19 protein-coding genes are annotated in these 15,686 nt (G+C 67.2%); 11 read left to right on the plus strand and 8 right to left on the minus strand.

What is annotated here, in order from left to right; translation table 11 throughout:
* Positions 1-77 precede the first annotated feature (77 nt).
* Both DIE03_RS15530 and DIE03_RS15535 read left to right on the plus strand, forming a co-directional pair.
* Positions 78-515 (plus strand): hypothetical protein, encoded by a 438-nt coding sequence (locus DIE03_RS15530; protein ID WP_059234165.1) that lies wholly within the window; start codon positions 78-80, stop codon positions 513-515.
* 199 nt (positions 516-714) lie between these two features.
* A complete protein-coding gene (locus DIE03_RS15535) occupies positions 715-927 on the plus strand; it encodes a hypothetical protein (RefSeq protein WP_047900698.1) in 213 nt (70 codons plus the stop codon).
* 247 nt (positions 928-1,174) lie between these two features.
* Here the strand turns inward: DIE03_RS15535 and prfH are convergent, their stop codons facing one another.
* A complete protein-coding gene (gene prfH, locus DIE03_RS15540) occupies positions 1,175-1,789 on the minus strand; it encodes a peptide chain release factor H (protein ID WP_124451759.1) in 615 nt (204 codons plus the stop codon).
* Positions 1,783-2,931, minus strand: coding sequence for an RNA ligase RtcB family protein (locus DIE03_RS15545; protein ID WP_124451761.1), 1,149 nt, complete (start codon positions 2,929-2,931; stop codon positions 1,783-1,785). The genes prfH and DIE03_RS15545 overlap by 7 nt, the downstream gene beginning before the upstream one ends.
* A gap of 733 nt (positions 2,932-3,664) precedes the next feature.
* On the opposite strand from DIE03_RS15545, the gene DIE03_RS15555 reads away from it, so the two are divergent.
* Together DIE03_RS15555 and DIE03_RS15560 are read left to right on the plus strand one after the other, a co-directional pair.
* Positions 3,665-4,534 carry an RNA ligase family protein gene (locus tag DIE03_RS15555; protein ID WP_124451763.1) on the plus strand — a complete coding sequence of 290 codons (870 nt, stop codon included), beginning with the start codon at positions 3,665-3,667 and terminating at the stop codon, positions 4,532-4,534.
* 41 nt (positions 4,535-4,575) lie between these two features.
* A complete protein-coding gene (locus DIE03_RS15560; protein ID WP_124451765.1) occupies positions 4,576-5,709 on the plus strand; it encodes an AAA family ATPase in 1,134 nt (377 codons plus the stop codon).
* Positions 5,710-5,846: 137 nt separating this feature from the next.
* Here the strand turns inward: DIE03_RS15560 and DIE03_RS15565 are convergent, their stop codons facing one another.
* Positions 5,847-6,485, minus strand: a complete 639-nt coding sequence (locus tag DIE03_RS15565) for a 5-formyltetrahydrofolate cyclo-ligase (protein ID WP_124451767.1) — start codon at positions 6,483-6,485, stop codon at positions 5,847-5,849.
* 228 nt (positions 6,486-6,713) lie between these two features.
* On the opposite strand from DIE03_RS15565, the gene DIE03_RS15570 reads away from it, so the two are divergent.
* From DIE03_RS15570 to DIE03_RS15590, 6 genes are all read left to right on the plus strand, one after another.
* Complete coding sequence (locus DIE03_RS15570; protein WP_124451769.1) at positions 6,714-7,640, plus strand: LysR family transcriptional regulator; 927 nt, start codon at positions 6,714-6,716, stop codon at positions 7,638-7,640.
* A gap of 206 nt (positions 7,641-7,846) precedes the next feature.
* Entirely contained in the window at positions 7,847-9,103 is a 1,257-nt protein-coding gene (locus DIE03_RS15575) for an MFS transporter (protein WP_124451771.1), read from the plus strand.
* 214 nt (positions 9,104-9,317) lie between these two features.
* On the plus strand, positions 9,318-10,418 hold the full coding sequence (locus DIE03_RS15580) for a nitronate monooxygenase family protein (RefSeq protein ID WP_124451773.1): 1,101 nt from the start codon (positions 9,318-9,320) through the stop codon (positions 10,416-10,418).
* A 117-nt stretch (positions 10,419-10,535) separates the two neighbouring features.
* Positions 10,536-10,907: a GFA family protein gene (locus DIE03_RS15585; protein ID WP_124451775.1), complete on the plus strand. Its 372-nt coding sequence runs from the start codon at positions 10,536-10,538 to the stop codon at positions 10,905-10,907.
* Positions 10,904-11,032, plus strand: a complete 129-nt coding sequence (locus DIE03_RS38750; protein WP_260434894.1) for a hypothetical protein — start codon at positions 10,904-10,906, stop codon at positions 11,030-11,032. The genes DIE03_RS15585 and DIE03_RS38750 overlap by 4 nt, the downstream gene beginning before the upstream one ends.
* Positions 11,033-11,134: 102 nt before the next feature.
* A complete protein-coding gene (locus DIE03_RS15590; protein WP_124451777.1) occupies positions 11,135-11,590 on the plus strand; it encodes a MarR family winged helix-turn-helix transcriptional regulator in 456 nt (151 codons plus the stop codon).
* 48 nt (positions 11,591-11,638) lie between these two features.
* Here the strand turns inward: DIE03_RS15590 and DIE03_RS15595 are convergent, their stop codons facing one another.
* The 5 genes from DIE03_RS15595 to DIE03_RS15615 all read right to left on the minus strand — a co-directional run bounded on the left by DIE03_RS15595 (position 11,639) and on the right by DIE03_RS15615 (position 14,485).
* Positions 11,639-12,355: a GNAT family N-acetyltransferase gene (locus DIE03_RS15595; RefSeq protein WP_124452008.1), complete on the minus strand. Its 717-nt coding sequence runs from the start codon at positions 12,353-12,355 to the stop codon at positions 11,639-11,641.
* Between the two features lie 167 nt (positions 12,356-12,522).
* The gene (locus DIE03_RS15600; protein WP_124451779.1) at positions 12,523-12,852 is read right to left on the minus strand and encodes a DUF4148 domain-containing protein; all 330 of its coding nucleotides are present in this window, start codon (positions 12,850-12,852) and stop codon (positions 12,523-12,525) included.
* 74 nt (positions 12,853-12,926) lie between these two features.
* Complete coding sequence (locus tag DIE03_RS15605; RefSeq protein ID WP_124451781.1) at positions 12,927-13,256, minus strand: DUF4148 domain-containing protein; 330 nt, start codon at positions 13,254-13,256, stop codon at positions 12,927-12,929.
* Positions 13,257-13,322: 66 nt separating this feature from the next.
* A complete protein-coding gene (locus DIE03_RS15610; protein ID WP_124451782.1) occupies positions 13,323-13,742 on the minus strand; it encodes an organic hydroperoxide resistance protein in 420 nt (139 codons plus the stop codon).
* A 278-nt stretch (positions 13,743-14,020) separates the two neighbouring features.
* Entirely contained in the window at positions 14,021-14,485 is a 465-nt protein-coding gene (locus DIE03_RS15615; protein ID WP_124451784.1) for a RidA family protein, read from the minus strand.
* Positions 14,486-14,700: 215 nt separating this feature from the next.
* Here DIE03_RS15615 and DIE03_RS15620 point away from each other — a divergent pair, with 215 nt between their 5' ends.
* Positions 14,701-15,666: a LysR family transcriptional regulator gene (locus DIE03_RS15620; protein WP_124451786.1), complete on the plus strand. Its 966-nt coding sequence runs from the start codon at positions 14,701-14,703 to the stop codon at positions 15,664-15,666.
* Positions 15,667-15,686: the final 20 nt, after the last annotated feature.

Below are 15,686 nucleotides of genomic sequence, written 5' to 3' on the forward strand. Positions count from 1 at the left end.
AATTGGTTACAAATGGATACCGCGCCCGGCACGCGGACGTTGCAGACTACGCGCGTTCACCCGATCGACGGATATCCATGAAGTTTCAAACGCTGCTGACACTCGCCGGCGCCTCGACGCTGCTGGCCGCCTGCAACCTGCTCCACGACGGTCCCGGATCGAGCGACGTCGACGCTGCCGTGCGCCGCGCGCTCGAAGCGGAAAACCACGGCGGCCTGAACGCGCTGTTCGGCCAGCCGCTGCCCGTGTCGGCCGATGTCGTGTCGGCCAAGCCCGACGGCGACTGCAAGAAGCTCGGCGATCGCACGTACTCGTGCGACGTCGTCGTCACGTGGCGCAACGCCGATTACTCGCCGTCGCGCGCGAACCTGACCTTCGTGAAGGCCGCCGACGGCTCGTGGCAGACGTCGGGCGTCGATGCGGCGCTCGTGACGGGCACCGCGAAATCGCTGATCGACCATATCGGCAAGGCGTGGCCGGGCAATGCGGCAAGCGGCGCGTCGGCGCCGCAGTGACGCGCCGGCGGCCAGCCTTCTTTTCCTTCTCCCGGTGGGCGGCCTCGTTCCGGCAGGCCGCGCCTTCCCGCTCCTTTGCCTGAAAAGGGCACGATCATCTGGCCCGATCTCGCTTGAATGCATCCTCGGTATGCGGGCCGACTTATAGGGAAAACCCTTATTTCGAGATATAATTACGGCCTAAGAGAAAGGTCGAACCATGCCTGAACGTTTCCAAACCCTTGAAAAATTTGTGTTTTCCCTCGTCGTGATGTCCGCCGTGATGTGCTCGGCATTCCTCGCGTACGAGCGTCACCCCGAGATCAAGATCGCGCTGCACGAAGGCGAAGCGCTGATGCGCGAGAGCGCCAAGTACTCGGTGATCTGCTCGCCGTCCAAGGTCGATCCTTGCGTCGAGATGTCCGCTTACTAAACGGCTTTGTCGGACTTGTCCGGTGTCTTCGATGATCTGAATGCCTTGAAGTAGCGCTCTTGGGAAGTTCAGCAACCGGCCGCAAGATAGGGCGGATGCGCGAACCCGTTACGCGCCGAGTCGCTGGCGTAAGCAGCCCCCGAATTCAGTCGGCCCCGCTTCGAGCAATCGAGCGGGGCCGTTGCGCTTTTGCGCGTGGCGTGACACGGCATGCGGCGGCTCGCCGCCGACAGCCGTGCGGCCATGCTCAATCGGCCGGCACGAACGCCGTCCCATGAAACACGCGCACGGGGTTCCCGCGCGCCAGCGCAAAGTGCTGCATCCGCCGCTGCCGGCGCGCGTCCGACGCATGACGCTCGGCTTCCTGCTGCAAGCGCACCTGCAGCAACTGCAGCGCCAGACGCTTGTTCGCATGCTGGCTGCGCTCGCTTTCCACGCGTACCGACAGGCCGGTCGCGACATGCGTCGCGCGGATGGCCGAGCTCGTCTTGTTCACGTGCTGGCCGCCCGGCCCGCGTGCGCGCATCGCTTCGAACCGCACGTCGCCGTCCGGCAGCGGCTGCGCCTCCGCACAGCGCGTGACGCCGATGAACCAGTTCTTGCGCGGATGGCGCAACCGGTACGGGCTCGTGCAAATCCACTGCAGTGTGCCCGTCCACCGGTCGGCGAGTGCCGGTGCCGCATCGCCGTCGAGATCGAGCAGCACCGAACGCAGCGTGCCGGGCCGTTCGCCCGGCTGCGCATCGAGGACCGTCACGACGACGTGCCGCGCATCGGCTTCCGCCTGCAGACGCCACAATGCGTGCGCCGCGGCGAGCTGGCATTCGAGCGGACCGTGCGCCGAGGAAATCTGCATCAGCATCGGCAGCCCTCCCCGGAGGTCTTGTAGGTCAGCACCGGCGCGAGCCGTGCCAGCCTGCGCAACAGGCCGGCCGCCTCGAGCGCGTCGACCACGCTGTCGATCGGCTTGTACGCCTGCGGCGCTTCCTCGTACAGCAGTTCGCGGTCTTCGCAGACGACGTGGCTGCCGAGCGGCGTGCGCGTGAGCTGCGACGGCGTGAAGCGCCGCTCGAGGCGGCCCTTGCAATCGCCGCGCGCCCATTTGCGGCCCGCGCCGTGCGCGAGTGATGCGAGGCTCGCCGCATCGTCGGGCCGCACCGGCGCGACGAGGTAGCTGTAGTCGCCGCGCGAGCCCGGAATGACGACGGGCCCCGCGTCGGCCGGCGTCGCGCCTTTGCGATGCAGCCAGCCCGGCTCGCCGTCGATGTTCGCGCGGCTCACCAGGTTGTGGTTCACGTCGAGCACGCAGCGGCCGTCGCTGCGCCAGCGCGCCAGCATGCGCCGCGCGATCAGGTCGCGATTCGCGATCGCATAACGCAACGCCGCGTCGTGCCGTGCAAGGTACACCGCACACGCGGCATCCGGCTCGTCGAGGCCGTTGTAGCCGTGCTCGCGCATGTGCTGCTCGAGAATCGACTGGCCGAAGCCGCGCGACCCGCTGTGCACGAGCAGCAGCAGGCGCTCTCGATCGAGACCGAGCGCCGCGACCGCGTCGGCGTCGTACACCGTCTCGATCCGCTGCGCCTCCGCAAAGTGATTGCCGCTGCCGATCGTGCCGAGCGACGCGGCGAACGCGTGACCGGCGAATCCGGCGGCCGCGATCAGCGGCTGCCAACTTGCATCGGGCGTGGCGTCGATCGAGCCGAGCCGGCTCGCGAGCTTCGACGCGCTGGCGCGCCGCGCATCGAGCGCGGTTTGCCACAGCGCCATCCCGCAGCCGATGTCGCCGCCGATCAGCGCCGGATACAGCCGGCCCGCCGAAAAGAACGCCGCGCCGACCGGGTAGCCGCGTCCGGGGTGAAGATCGGGCATGCCGGCGACGCGCCGCATGCCGGGGAGGGTGGCAGCCAGTTCGAGCTGCCGGATGGCCTCACCTTCGATCCAGGTGGTCGGGCTGGCGCACAGCGTGATGCGTTCGCCCAGGTATTGCATGGAATTGCCCATGGAGGTTTCCGTTCGATGAAAAGGAAGAACGGCGGGCCATGGCGCGGGCAGCGCACGCATGCGCGGCCCGACATCGGAAGTCGGGAGGGAAGCGGCACGACCGGATCGGGACGACCCGGCTCATCGCCATGACGACGATGCGTCGTGCTGCGTTGCGTGAACGATGAAACGGACGGACGCGAAAAACCCGAACTACGACCCGCGACGGGAGGAGCGCTGGCGTGACGTCATGATGTTCTTCTCCTTGCGAGTGAGGGGTTGATCGGAATGGCGGCGACTCTAGCATGTACGCAACGGACGCAGCAAGCGAGTGATCCGGCCTTGCCGATGGAATTTCGATTCGATGTGGCGAAAAACATACATATAGGATTCCGGATCATTTGCGCGGCGATGGCGTGCGCGGCGCGCCCGAGCAGGCATACGACGCATGCGGACAACCGCAACCGATACACATGACGGCGCTTGACAGCACAAAAGCCGTTTCGTAGCATCCGCCTGCTTCATCCCTGAACCCTCATCGAACCGGTGATCCAAGTGCCCGCAAACATTCGTCCCTTCGCCTGATACGCCGACGACTGCCGTCCCGGCCGCGTGTCGTCCTGCCCGTTTCCGTCTGCGTCGCCGCGCCGGAACAGTGATCGCAGGGCCGCGCCCGGACCCGCACTGACACCGCAACGCACCCCCATCCGTTCGTTCACGTCGTCGGCTTTTTCCCTGTTTCCGGAGAAAGACCATGACGCTGGATTTTCGCGCCTACGCGCAATCGCTCGACCTCGCCCGCTACCCGCGCACGCCGCATCTTGAAGGCTCGCGCCTGCAGGACGGAGACGAAGGTCACGACCACATTCCGTATCGCACGCTCGCCGGCGCGCACATCGTCGTCGAGGAAAAGCTCGACGGCGCGAACACCGGCATCAGCTTCAGCCCCGCCGGCGAACTGCTGCTGCAGTCGCGCGGCCACTATCTGGCCGGCGGCGGCCGCGAGCGGCAGTTCGGTTTCGTGAAGACCTGGGCCGCGGCCCATGCCGGCTGGCTGCTCGACCGCCTCGGCGATCGCTACGTGATGTACGGCGAGACGATGAGCAAGAAGCACGCGGTGTTCTACGACGCGCTGCCGCACCACTTCTTCGAGTTCGACGTGTTCGACCGCACGACGGGCCGTTTCCTGTCGACGCCCGCGCGTCGCGCGCTGCTCGCCGACGGGCCCGTGCTGTCGGTGCCCGTGCTGTACGAAGGCGTCGCGCCGGCGCGGCTGGCCGACCTCAAGGCGCTGCTCGGCCCGTCGCTCGCGAAGACGCCGGGCTGGCGCCGCGCGTTCGAGGACACCGTGCGGCGGCAGGGGCTCGACCTCGCACGGGCATGGCAGCAATGCGACAAGTCGGAGCGCTCCGAAGGGCTCTACGTGAAGGTCGAGACGGACGACACGACGACCGGGCGCCTGAAGTGGGTGCGCCACGACTTCGTGCAGGCGATTCTCGATTCGGCACGCCATCACTCGGAGCAGCCGTTCATCCCGAACCTGCTCGCACCCGACGTCGACCTGTATGCGCCGCACCCGACCGTGACATGGCAATCGGTCGCGGCCGCGCATCCGAAAAAATGAACACGGAACAGCCGATCGCCGTTTCGGAAGGAGTATTGATCATGAAGTACGAACAGTTACAGGCACTCGTGCCTGCGCCCGGCCGGCAGCCGGACTATCACGCGTGCCTCGCGGCGTTTCCCGCGCTCGAACAGGCGAAGACGACACCGCAAGAGCCCGCCCATCACGGCGAAGGCGACGTGTGGACACATACGATGATGGTGATCGATGCGCTGCTGGCGCTGCCCGGTTATCAGGCTGCTTCGCGCGCCGACCAGGAAATCGTGTTCCTGGCCGCGCTGCTGCACGATATCGCCAAATCGAGCACCACCGTCGTCGATCCCGTCACCGGCGCGATCGGCCATCCCGGCCACTCGCGCAAGGGCGCGATCGATGCGCGCATCGCGCTGTGGGATGCCGGGATGCCGTTCGCGGCGCGCGAGGCGGTCTGCCGGATGATCGCCGTGCACCAGGTGCCGTTCTTCGCGATGAGCGGGGCGCGCCACGGCACGCCCGAGTTCATCGCGCGCGAGCTGTCGTGGCAGGTCAGCATTCCGCTGCTGTGCCTGCTCGCCGAAGCCGATATCCGCGGGCGCATCTGCAACGATACGCAGCGCGTGCTCGACAACATCGAGCTGCTGCGCGAACTCGCGCGGGAAGAGGGCTGCTACGGCCAGCCGCGCGCGTTCGCCGACGCGCACACGGCGCTCAGCTACTTCCGCGGCGCGGACGTGCACCCAGACTATCCGCTGTTCCGCACGCCGGGCTCGCAGGTCGTCGTGATGTCGGGGCTGCCGGCATCGGGCAAGAACACGTGGGTCGCGCGGCATCATCCGGATCTGCCGGTCGTGTCGTTCGACGATGCGCGCGATGCGTTGGGGCTGCGTCACGGCCAGAACGAGGGCGCGGTGGCGCACCATGCGGTCGACGCCGCGAAGGCGCTATTGCGCGAGCGGCGCCCGTTCGTGTGGAACGCGACGAACCTGTCGCCGCTGATGCGCAAGAAGACGCTCGACCTGCTGTATGCGTACGGCGCCGACGTGACGCTCGTCTATCTCGAACAGCCGCGCGCGGAGTTGCTGCGCCGCAACGCAAGGCGCGACACGTCGCTGACGAACCGCGCGCTCGAGGCGATGCTGTTGCGCTGGGATCTGCCGCTGCCCACCGAGGCACATGCGGTGCGGTACGAGGTCTGATGCGGCAATGTCGTCGCACGTGCCGGTAAGCCGGTTGTCACCGGCGGCGTACCGGCACGCGCATCATGCCAGGCACACGGCCGCGCAGCCGATCCGGAACAGGTTCCCGGCAGGGGATTTCATCGTGGATTCCAGCTTCAATGCGCGACGATGATGAATGCCGTGAGCGCGATCGGGAGCAGCGCCACGCCAAGCAGGCCCACTGCGCCGTCGGCCGCTATCGTGAGCGGCGACAGCGCGAGCTTCGCGCCCCGGCCGAGCAGCGACGGCCGCTCGATGACCTCGACGTTGTAAGGATGATTGAACGCCTGCGGAATCGACGACGGCGTGACGTCGTTCGGCTGGTAACGCGTGCCGCTGATCGTGCCGCGCTCGGTCAGCCGGTAGCGCTCGTCCTTGAAACCGTCGGCGACCGCGCGCGCACGCAGATCGGAGCCGGGCGGGGCATCCTCGCTCGAAAGCTCCAGGATGTAACGCCCGGAGATCTTGTCGCCGTGCGTCTCGAAATCGTCGAAATCGGTATGAAGCCTGGGGCGATAGGGCGCCGTGAGGTTGACGGCGAGGGCAGGCGGCACATCGAAGATGTAGTGGTACTGCTTGCCGATCACGACGAGTTTCTTCCCGTCGGGGCTGATCAGGAACGCCGACAGCGTTTCCCGGTATTCCGGATCCTTCATCATGCGATCGGTGATCGGCCCGATCTTGACGTCGGAGCAACCGGCGAGCATGCCGGACGCCGCCACGGCGGGCAGCGCGAGAAATGTTCTTCTTTTCATGTGTGCTGTGCTTATGTTGTTGGTTATTCAGCGGAACCGCTTGAATGTCGGACCCCGCGTTCAATGAACGCGGCACCCTGACGGCCGTTCGTGCGGTTTCTCGTCTGCGCATTGTAGGGCCAAATCCACGCGCGCGGCATCCCCGCAAGGCGGCTGGCCCACGTGCGGTAGACTGCACGCTCGCTTGCCCGCCACCCACGAGACGACCGCCCGCGCACCACACAGACCATGGATCGAATCGATGCGATGAAGGTGTTCGTCGCCACGCTGGACGAGGGCAGCCTCGCGGGCGCGGGTCGACGGCTCGGCCGGTCGCCGGCGGCAGTCAGCCGCGCGATCGCGTTCCTCGAGGAACACACGGGCACCGCGCTGCTGTATCGCACCACGCGGACGATTCGGCTCAGCGAGGCCGGCGAACGCTACGCGGCCGCGTGCCGCCGCATCCTGTCCGACCTGGAAGAAGCCGACATGCTGGTCGCCGACGAACGCTCGGCGCCGCGCGGCATGCTGACGGTCACCGCGCCCGTCGCCGCGGGTGAAGACGTGCTGCGCGCGCTGCTCGACGCATTCATCGAACGCCATCCGGCCGTGTCGATCCGCCTGCAACTGCTCGACCGTCCCGTCAGCCTGATCGACGAAGGGATGGACGTCGCGCTGCGCATCGCGCACCTGTCCGATTCCACGCTCGTCGCGATTCCGGTCGGCTCCGTGCGGCGAGTCGTCGTTGCGTCGCCCGACTACCTGGCGGCGCATCCGGCGATCGACGCACCGGCCGATCTCGCGCAGCACCGGATCATCTCGATGACGCACTTCGGACTCGACTCGTGGAGTTTCCCGCCGTCGGGGCCGTCGGCAGTGCCGCAGGTCGTCCAGTTCGCCCCGCGCTTCATCATCAACACGATCCGCGGCGCGGTCGCGTCGGCCGTCGCCGGTCACGGCGTCACGCGACTCTTTTCCTATCACGTCGCCGAACAGGTACGCGACGGCGCGCTGCGGATCGTGCTGCGCGACAGCGAACATGCGCCGCTGCCGATCCATCTCGTCACGCCTCACGGGCGGCTGGCGGTGCCGAAGGTACGCGCGTTCGTCGATTTTGCCGCGCCGCGCCTGCGCGAGCATTTCGCGCGGCTGGCGGCCATCACCGACGACAATTGAACCGACATGCGGAAGAATGACTTTCGCAGGACGGAGATTCTCCCGATATTCGACTCAATCTAGACTTTCTTCAACCGACGGACACGCAGGGCGTCCGTCCAGCGAAAGGAGGTCGACATGCATCAAGCACTTCTGGATCAACTGCACGCACGGGCAGTCAATGCTTCGTCCGGCACGCTGCGCCCGATTCCCGCGAGGAGCGCGCGATGAGCACGACCGTCCACGCGCCAGCCGCCACGCCCGCCGATCGACCCGCCGCGAGGTATGCCGAACGCAACGCGCACTACTGGCGGCGCAATCTCGCCGTGTGCGTCTTCGGGTCGTTCACGACGCTCGTCAGCCTGAGCATGCTGCTGCCGTTCCTGCCGCTGTACGTGCGGCAGCTCGGCGTCGACTCGCAGTCGGCCGTGATCCAGTGGTCGGGCATCGCATTCGGTGCGACGTTTCTCGGCACGGCCGTCACGGCGCCGCTGTGGGGCCGCCTCGCGGACCGCTTCGGCCGCAAGCCGATGCTCGTGCGCGCGGCGATCGGGATGGCGATCGTGATGTCGCTGATCGGCGTCGCGCACAACGTGGTCGAACTGGTCGCGCTGCGGCTGATCGCGGGGCTCGTCGGCGGCTATGCGTCGGCGTCGACCGTGATGGTCGGCACGCAGGCGCCGCGCGAGCGCGCGGGCTGGGCGCTCGGCATCCTCTCGACCGGCGCGCTCGCGGGCAACCTGGTCGGGCCGCTCGTCGGCGGATTGCTGCCGGGCTGGGTCGGCATTCGCGGTACGTTCTTCGCCGGAGGCGCGATGATCGCCGTCGCCGCGTTGCTGACGATCTTCGTCGTGAAGGAAGACTTCCACGCGGGCACCGACGCGAAAACGCGCACCGCCGGCGCGGCCGCAGGCTCCGCGCACCGCACGAATCGCGCGGCAGTCGCCGCGTTGCTGGTGACCGCGATGATGGTGCTGCTCGCGAACATGTCGATCGAGCCGATCATCACGGTCTATATCGGCGGCCTCGGCGTAGGCGGCGACCACCTCGCACGTGTCGCCGGTGTCGTGATGGCGTGTTCGGCACTCGGCAGCATGCTGACGGCCGCGCGGCTCGGCGCGCTGGCCGACCGGATCGGCAGCTGGAACGTGATCGTCGGCTGCCTGCTGCTGACCGCGCTCGCGATGGTGCCGCAGGCGTTCGTCACGCACTGGTGGCAGCTTGCCGCGCTGCGCGGGCTGATGGGCATGACGCTCGCGGGGCTGCTGCCGTCGATCGGCAAGCTCGTGCGGCAGTCCGTCGACGAGCGTGCGACGGGACAGATGCTCGGCTACCTGCAGTCCGCGCAGTTCAGCGGGCAGGTGATCGGCCCCGTGATCGGCGGGCAGATCGGCGTCGCATTCGGCCTGCATTCGGTGTTCTTCGTGACGGGCGCGCTGCTGGCCGCTTGCGCCGGGCTCGCACATTGGGCACGCGGCCGCTAGCGGCCGGCCTGCGGATCGACGCCTGGCGTAGGATGGGCACAGCGGCTCGCGCCGCATCCGGAAGCCAGCGGCACCGCATGGCCGCCCATCGTTTTCTCGCGACCGGCTGCGCGCGAAGTCCGACCTACGCGCGTCGATCCGAACCCGACTCACGCGCTTCGGCCTGCATGCAGCCGAAGCGTTTCGATCACGGATATCGCAGGAGGCAAGCGACATGAATCAACCGACCCACAACCGGACACTGTTGCGCACGCTCGGCATCCGCGCACCGATCGTCCAGGCGCCGATGGCCGGCGTCAGCACGCCGGCGCTGGCCGCCGCCGTATCGAACGCGGGCGGGCTCGGCTCGCTCGGCGTCGGCGCGACCAACGCCGACGGCGCGCGCAAGATGATCCGCGACACGCGCGCGCTCACCGGCCGGCCGTTCAACATCAACGTGTTCTGCCACAGCCCGGCCCGCGCCGATGCAGCGGTCGAACGCGCGTGGCTCGACTGGCTTGCGCCAGTGTTCCGCGAATACGGCGCGACGCCGCCCGCGTCGCTGGCGGAGATCTACACGAGCTTCATCGCGGACGCCGCCATGCAGGCGATGCTCGTCGAAGAAAAACCGGCCGTCGTCAGCTTCCATTTCGGGCTGCCGTCCGCGGACGTGATCGCCGCGCTGAAGCACGCGGGCATCACGCTGTTCGCCTCCGCGACGAATCTCGACGAGGCACGGCAGATCGCCGCCGCGGGCATCGACGCGATCGTCGCGCAGGGCATCGAAGCCGGCGGGCATCGCGGCGTGTTCGATTCGACCGCGCACGACGATCGCCTCGGCACGTTCGCGCTGACGCGCCTGATCGCGCGCGAATGCGCGCTGCCCGTGATCGCCGCCGGCGGCATCATGGACGGCGAAGGCATTGCCGCCGCGCTCGCGCTCGGCGCGCAGGCCGCGCAGCTCGGCACCGCGTTCGTCGTGTGCCCGGAAACGTCGATCGACGACGGCTATCGCCGCGCGATCCTCGGCGACGCTGCGCGCCGCACGACGCTGACCGCCGCGATCTCGGGCAGGATCGCGCGCGGCATCGCGAACCGGCTGACCGCGCTCGGCGACGACCCGCACGCGCCGGCCACGCCCGCGTACCCGATCGCCTACGACGCGGGCAAGGCGCTGCACGCGGCCGCGAAAGCGCGGGGCGAATTCGGCTACGGCGCGCAGTGGGCCGGGCAGGCCGCGCCGCTGGCGCGCGCGCTGCCGGCCGCCGAACTGTTCGCCGCGCTCGAGCGCGAAACGCGCGCGGCGATCGAGCGGCTGCAGCACGCGCTGGACTGATCGCGCGAGCCGGAGATTTGCAATGATCTGTATCTGACCGGACCGCGGATACAGCGCGATACAACCACCGCGCGCGGGTTCGCTATAAAGCAGGCATGACCTCTTCCGGAGTCCATCATGTCTGCCACGTGGTTCAAGGGATCCTGCCATTGCGGGGCCGTCAAGTTCGAAGTCAGGACGGCCATTACGCCGGCCGTCCGCTGCAACTGCAGCCTGTGCCGCCGCCGCGGCGCGCTGATGAGCCCGATGTTCGCTGCCGCCAGCCTGAACATCGTCGAAGGCGAGGGCGCGCTGACGTGCTACCGCTTCAACACACGCACGGCCCGTCACTATTTCTGCAGCCGGTGCGGCGTCTATCCGTTCCATCAGACGCGCAAGGACCCGGCATGCTGGCGCGTCAATCTCGGCTGTCTCGACGGCATCGATCCGTACGCGCTCGACGCGACGGTCGCCGACGGCGCGAGCCTGTCGGTCGTGGAGGACGCATGAAACGCTGGCTGATGATCCTGCTGTTTGCCGCAGGCGGGCTCGCGACCGAAATCGCGCATCCGGTGCAATGCTCGCTGCTGTCGATCAGCCGCCGGCAGGCCGGCAAGCGTCGCGGGCAGGGCTGACGTCACACCGGTTCATCGAGGCCGATTATCATGCTTCCGATAAGATCGCATGCGATATATAATGTGTTCGTGTGCGACCGTTCACGTCGCTGGAGGAAGCCCATGAAACCGACCGAAACCCCATCGATCGCCGCGCCGAAGCTGTCCGAGTTCCTGTGCTTTGCGATCTATTCGACGAACCTCGCGTTCGGCAAGGCGTACAAGCCGATCCTCGACGAGCTCGGCCTCACGTATACGCAATACATCACGATCATCGCGCTGTGGGAGCAGGACAACCAGACCGTCGGCCAGCTCGGCGAGAAGCTGTTCCTCGAATCCAATACGCTGACGCCGATCCTGAAGAAGCTCGAGGCGATGGGCTACCTGGAGCGGCACCGCGATCCGTCCGACGAACGCCAGGTGCTCGTCAGCCTGACGAAAAGCGGCCGCCGCGTGCGCGAGAAGGGCCTCGACATGGATCTGGTCGAAGCCACCGGGTTGAAGCCGGACGAATTCGCGAAGATGCAGAAGGCGATCGTCACGCTGCGCGGCAACCTGATCCGCTCGACCGAAGCATAAGCCGATGAACCACCTGCGGCCGGCGCGTGCCTCGCGTCGGCCGCGTCGTCATGCGTGCGCGTCGCCCAGCACCAGCAGGCGCATCTCGCGACGCACGACGAAACCGAGCGCGACGTAGCGCTCGATCGCCACCTGGTTCGTCGTGAGGACGTGCAGGAAGGGCGTTTCCGATCGCGCGCCGATCGACGCAATCAACGACCGGATCAGGCGCGCCGCAAGGCCTTGCCGCCGAAACGCGGCATCCACGCACACGGCGCTGATCTCCGTATACCCGTCGAGTTGCATCCGCTCGCCGGCCATCGCGGCCAGCCGGCCCTCGCTGCGCACGCCGATATAGCGGCCGAGCTCGAACGTGCGCGGGCCGAACGGGCCCGGCTGCGCGGCGGTGGTCAGCGCGAGCATGTCCGGCACATCGGCTTCGCCGAGCGTGACATGCTCCGTTTCATACGCCGGATCGGGTGTTCCTTGCCAGACCATTTGCAGCAGCGCCGCGCGCCGGATGACCGTCAATTCCGCAGGCGGTTCGATCTCGTCGGGCGTCACAAGCGCCGTTGGCCCGTGCGCGGCAACCAGTTCGCGCAGCGCGTCGAACGAGGCCGCGCTCGTGTCGGCGATCGCGGCAAACGGCGCGACGGCCGCTGGAAATCGCCATACGTGCTCATTGCCGAGCGCGAAGCGGCGCTGCTTGCTCGTGAGTGCATTCCAGACAACCCGGTCGAGCGCGTGCGCATCGCCTGTCGCGTTTCCGGTCGTAGCATCCCGCATCGGGTGCTCCTCGATTGATGGTGGGGTGCCGCACAGCATAGACCTGTTCGGTCGAACAGGTAGTGCCGTCGATCCGGATTCCGTCACCTCAACGATAAAAGCGCATGCGATTATATCGCATGCGCTTTATATGATCGGGATGGACGACTGTTTTCGTCGCGCCGTGCTCAATGACCGAAATAAATCGAGCGCTCGGCCGTGCGAACCACGTTGCGGCTGCCGGATTGCGTCGCGCTGCCGGCATCGCTCCCGTAACCGGCTGCCTGCGCGTCGGCCGCGACGGCACCGCTGTCGTGAATCCGGCTCAGCGCCGCCTGGATATTGGCCGGATAGTTCGGATCGTTGGGACGGTTCGGCAGGTAGCCGGCCTGCTGCAGCGCGGCCAGTTCCGCGCGCACCTGCGCACGCGTGACGGTGGTTTCGCTGGCGAACGCCGGTGCTGCAACGGCGGCCGACACGGCGACGAGGAGGGTGGCAATCAGTCGGGTCTTCATCATGTACCTCGAGACGGAAACGGGGATTCAGGGGATGCGCACCGGACGCCGGCCATCGGCGCCGTTCGCGGATTCATTCAATGGCCGAAGTAGATCGAGCGCTCGGCGATGCGCGTCGCAGGCCGGCTGCCCGACTGCGTCGTGGCGGCAGCGTCGCCGCCGTAGCCGGACGACGTGGACGAGTCGGCCGCCACGGTGTCGTTCGCATGAATGCGCGTCAACGCGGCCTGCAGGTCATCCGGGTAGTGCGGATCGTTCGCACGGCCTGGACGATAGCCGGCCTGTTCGAGCTGGACGAGCTCGGCACGCACTTGCGCACGGGATACGACGGCCTGGTCGGCAAACGCCGGTGCGGCAGCGGAAGCGGAAACAGCCACGAGAAGGGCAGCGATCAATTGCGTTTTCATCATTCACCTCGATAGGAAAGGAATCGGATCTTCGGCAAGGCGGCGTTCGGCCGCCCGCCACAGCGTTCAGGCGATACGGATGTCGACGTCGATGTTGCCGCGCGTCGCTTTCGAATACGGGCAGGTCTGGTGCGCGGCGTCGACGATCTGCTGCGCGACCTCACGGTCGAGCCCCGGCACGCTCACGTTCAGCCGGGCCTGCAGGAAGTACGCGTTGCCGCCGGTGCCGAGATCCACTTCGGCGTCGACCGCGAGCTCGGCCGGCAGCGTCACCTTGGCGGCACGCGCCGCAAGCTGCATCGCGCCGATGAAACAGGCCGACCAGCCGGCTGCAAACAGCTGTTCCGGGTTGGTGCCGGTGCCGGCACTGCCCGGCGACGACAGCTGGATGTCGAGGCGACCGTCGGAACTGCGCGCCGCACCGTCGCGGCCGCCGGAAGTCGTATGCGTCTTGCCCGTGTACAGCACTTTTTCGATCTTGCTCATCATTTGCTCCGTCAGTTGTCTGGTTTGTTTCAGATGCGATTCGATCGCATGCGACGCAGTTTGATCGCGTCGAGCCCCGTCGTCAAGCGCATTCGATTAAATCGCATGCGATATTTTGTATTTCAATGTATCTGGAACGTGTCTCGCCTTTCGGGACAAGGCTTTCGGATGATCAAGCCCCGATATCGAATAGATCGACGACTGGGCCGAAATTCGGGCAGGGCACACGCAAACGCCCACGGAAGTGCGAAATGGCCACCCGCAGGGCGGCCGCTCCGTCACGCTGCGTCGATCTCGGCGATCACGACGAGGATCACGGCCGCATCGGCCGGCAACTGGCGCTGGGAAAACGCGGAACGCGCGTGTCCGGCCTTCTCGCCGAGCACGGCGGCGAACAGGTCGGATGCCCCGTCGATCACGGCCGGCTGCCCGAAAAAGCCGTCGGCCGAACTGACGTGCCCCTCGACGCGCACGATCTTGCGCAACCGATCGAACCCACTCAGATGCTTGTGGATCTGCGCGAGCACGTTCAGCGCCGCCAGCCGGGCAGCGTGCTTGCCTTCGTCGACGCTCAACTGCTCGCCGACGCGGCCGGTACAGACGACCTTGCCGTCGACGAGCGGCAATTGGCCCGACACGAACAGCAGGTTGCCGGCTTCGCTGACGGCCGTATAGCTGCCGAGCGGCGTCGGCGGTTCGGGTAGCGTGAGGCCGAGTTCGGCCAGCTTCTGTTCGACGGTCATGTCGTACTCCTGGGAGATCAATGGTTCGGGTGGCCGGAAGTGCCTGTCAGTCACTGTAGTCAGGCGCCCGAAGCCGGTAAATGTCAGCCGCGCAATTGATTCGGGACGCCATGTAACGAATCACGTGCGCGGCGCTGGCTGGTTTCCCGCTCGATATTCATGCACACTCGGTGCTCCATCGCACGCCACATGCGGAAGACGGCAGGAACCGCCCCATGCAACGTAAATTCGACGACCTGCTGCTGGGCAGCATCGAGCTGTTCTGCCTCGCTGCCGAACTCGGCAGCTTCACGCTGGCGGCCACCGCGGCGAGCGTCACGCCGGCCGCGGTCAGCCGGTCGGTCGCGCGGCTCGAGGAGCGTCTCGGCGTGCGGCTGTTCGTGCGCACGACGCGGCAGATTCGCCTGACCGATTCCGGCCGGCGCTATTTCGAGCAATGCCGCGATGCGCTGTCGCAGCTCGTCGACGCGGAACGCGAAGCGACCGGCCAGCAGGCGACGCCCGCCGGCGTGCTGCGGATCAGCATGCCGACACCGTACGGACACTATCGCGTGCTGCCGCTGTTGCCCGCGTTTCGCGAGCAGTATCCGGACGTGCGCGTCGAAACCCACCTGAGCAACCGCAACATCGACTTCGCCGAGGAAGGCTTCGATCTCGCGATCCGCGGCCGCGCGCCGGCCGATTCGAACCTGGTCGCGCGCAAGCTGGAAGATGCCGAACTCGTGATCGTCGCGACGCCCGATTACCTGAAGCGCGCGGGCATGCCGACCGCGATCGACGATCTGCATGCGCACGAGTGCATCCAGTTCGAACTGCCAAGCAGCGGGCGGCCGATTCCCTGGCTGTTCGACGACGGGTCGGACGAACTCGACGTTGCGACGACCGGCAGCTACGGCACCTCGGGCGACGTCCTGGCCGGCGTGACGCTCGCACGTAGCGGCGCGGGGCTGTTCCAGACCTACCGCTTCATCGTCGAACAGGATTTGCGCGCCGGCACGCTCGTGGAAGTGCTGCCCGGCCTTGGCGGCCGGTCGCGGCCGTTCATGCTGCTGTATCCGCATGCGCGCTATCTGTCGTCGCGCGTGCGCGTGTTCGTCGATTTTCTCGTCGAGCAACTGGCGCGTGCGCCCGCCAAACAGGCGGGCCGCGCACGCGCCAAGCGCGCCACCGTACGGCGCTAGGCCAGCCGGCGCGTCATCTC

This window comes from Burkholderia sp. Bp8992 (genome assembly GCF_003853705.1).
Lineage (GTDB): Bacteria > Pseudomonadota > Gammaproteobacteria > Burkholderiales > Burkholderiaceae > Burkholderia.

Bases quoted from the DNA above. Each gene is read 5' to 3' on its own strand.
- DIE03_RS15590 (WP_124451777.1), top strand. From the start codon at position 11,135: ATGAAACCGACCGAAACCCCATCGATCGCCGCGCCGAAGCTGTCCGAG.
- DIE03_RS15585 (WP_124451775.1), top strand. From the start codon at position 10,536: ATGTCTGCCACGTGGTTCAAGGGATCCTGCCATTGCGGGGCCGTCAAG.
- DIE03_RS15545 (WP_124451761.1), bottom strand. From the start codon at position 2,931: ATGGGCAATTCCATGCAATACCTGGGCGAACGCATCACGCTGTGCGCC.
- DIE03_RS15615 (WP_124451784.1), bottom strand. From the start codon at position 14,485: ATGACCGTCGAACAGAAGCTGGCCGAACTCGGCCTCACGCTACCCGAA.
- DIE03_RS15575 (WP_124451771.1), top strand. From the start codon at position 7,847: ATGAGCACGACCGTCCACGCGCCAGCCGCCACGCCCGCCGATCGACCC.
- DIE03_RS15535 (WP_047900698.1), top strand. From the start codon at position 715: ATGCCTGAACGTTTCCAAACCCTTGAAAAATTTGTGTTTTCCCTCGTC.
- DIE03_RS15555 (WP_124451763.1), top strand. From the start codon at position 3,665: ATGACGCTGGATTTTCGCGCCTACGCGCAATCGCTCGACCTCGCCCGC.
- DIE03_RS38750 (WP_260434894.1), top strand. From the start codon at position 10,904: ATGAAACGCTGGCTGATGATCCTGCTGTTTGCCGCAGGCGGGCTCGCG.
- DIE03_RS15620 (WP_124451786.1), top strand. From the start codon at position 14,701: ATGCAACGTAAATTCGACGACCTGCTGCTGGGCAGCATCGAGCTGTTC.
- DIE03_RS15610 (WP_124451782.1), bottom strand. From the start codon at position 13,742: ATGAGCAAGATCGAAAAAGTGCTGTACACGGGCAAGACGCATACGACT.
- DIE03_RS15595 (WP_124452008.1), bottom strand. From the start codon at position 12,355: ATGCGGGATGCTACGACCGGAAACGCGACAGGCGATGCGCACGCGCTC.
- DIE03_RS15560 (WP_124451765.1), top strand. From the start codon at position 4,576: ATGAAGTACGAACAGTTACAGGCACTCGTGCCTGCGCCCGGCCGGCAG.
- DIE03_RS15600 (WP_124451779.1), bottom strand. From the start codon at position 12,852: ATGATGAAGACCCGACTGATTGCCACCCTCCTCGTCGCCGTGTCGGCC.
- DIE03_RS15605 (WP_124451781.1), bottom strand. From the start codon at position 13,256: ATGAAAACGCAATTGATCGCTGCCCTTCTCGTGGCTGTTTCCGCTTCC.
- prfH (WP_124451759.1), bottom strand. From the start codon at position 1,789: ATGCTGATGCAGATTTCCTCGGCGCACGGTCCGCTCGAATGCCAGCTC.
- DIE03_RS15530 (WP_059234165.1), top strand. From the start codon at position 78: ATGAAGTTTCAAACGCTGCTGACACTCGCCGGCGCCTCGACGCTGCTG.
- DIE03_RS15570 (WP_124451769.1), top strand. From the start codon at position 6,714: ATGGATCGAATCGATGCGATGAAGGTGTTCGTCGCCACGCTGGACGAG.
- DIE03_RS15565 (WP_124451767.1), bottom strand. From the start codon at position 6,485: ATGAAAAGAAGAACATTTCTCGCGCTGCCCGCCGTGGCGGCGTCCGGC.
- DIE03_RS15580 (WP_124451773.1), top strand. From the start codon at position 9,318: ATGAATCAACCGACCCACAACCGGACACTGTTGCGCACGCTCGGCATC.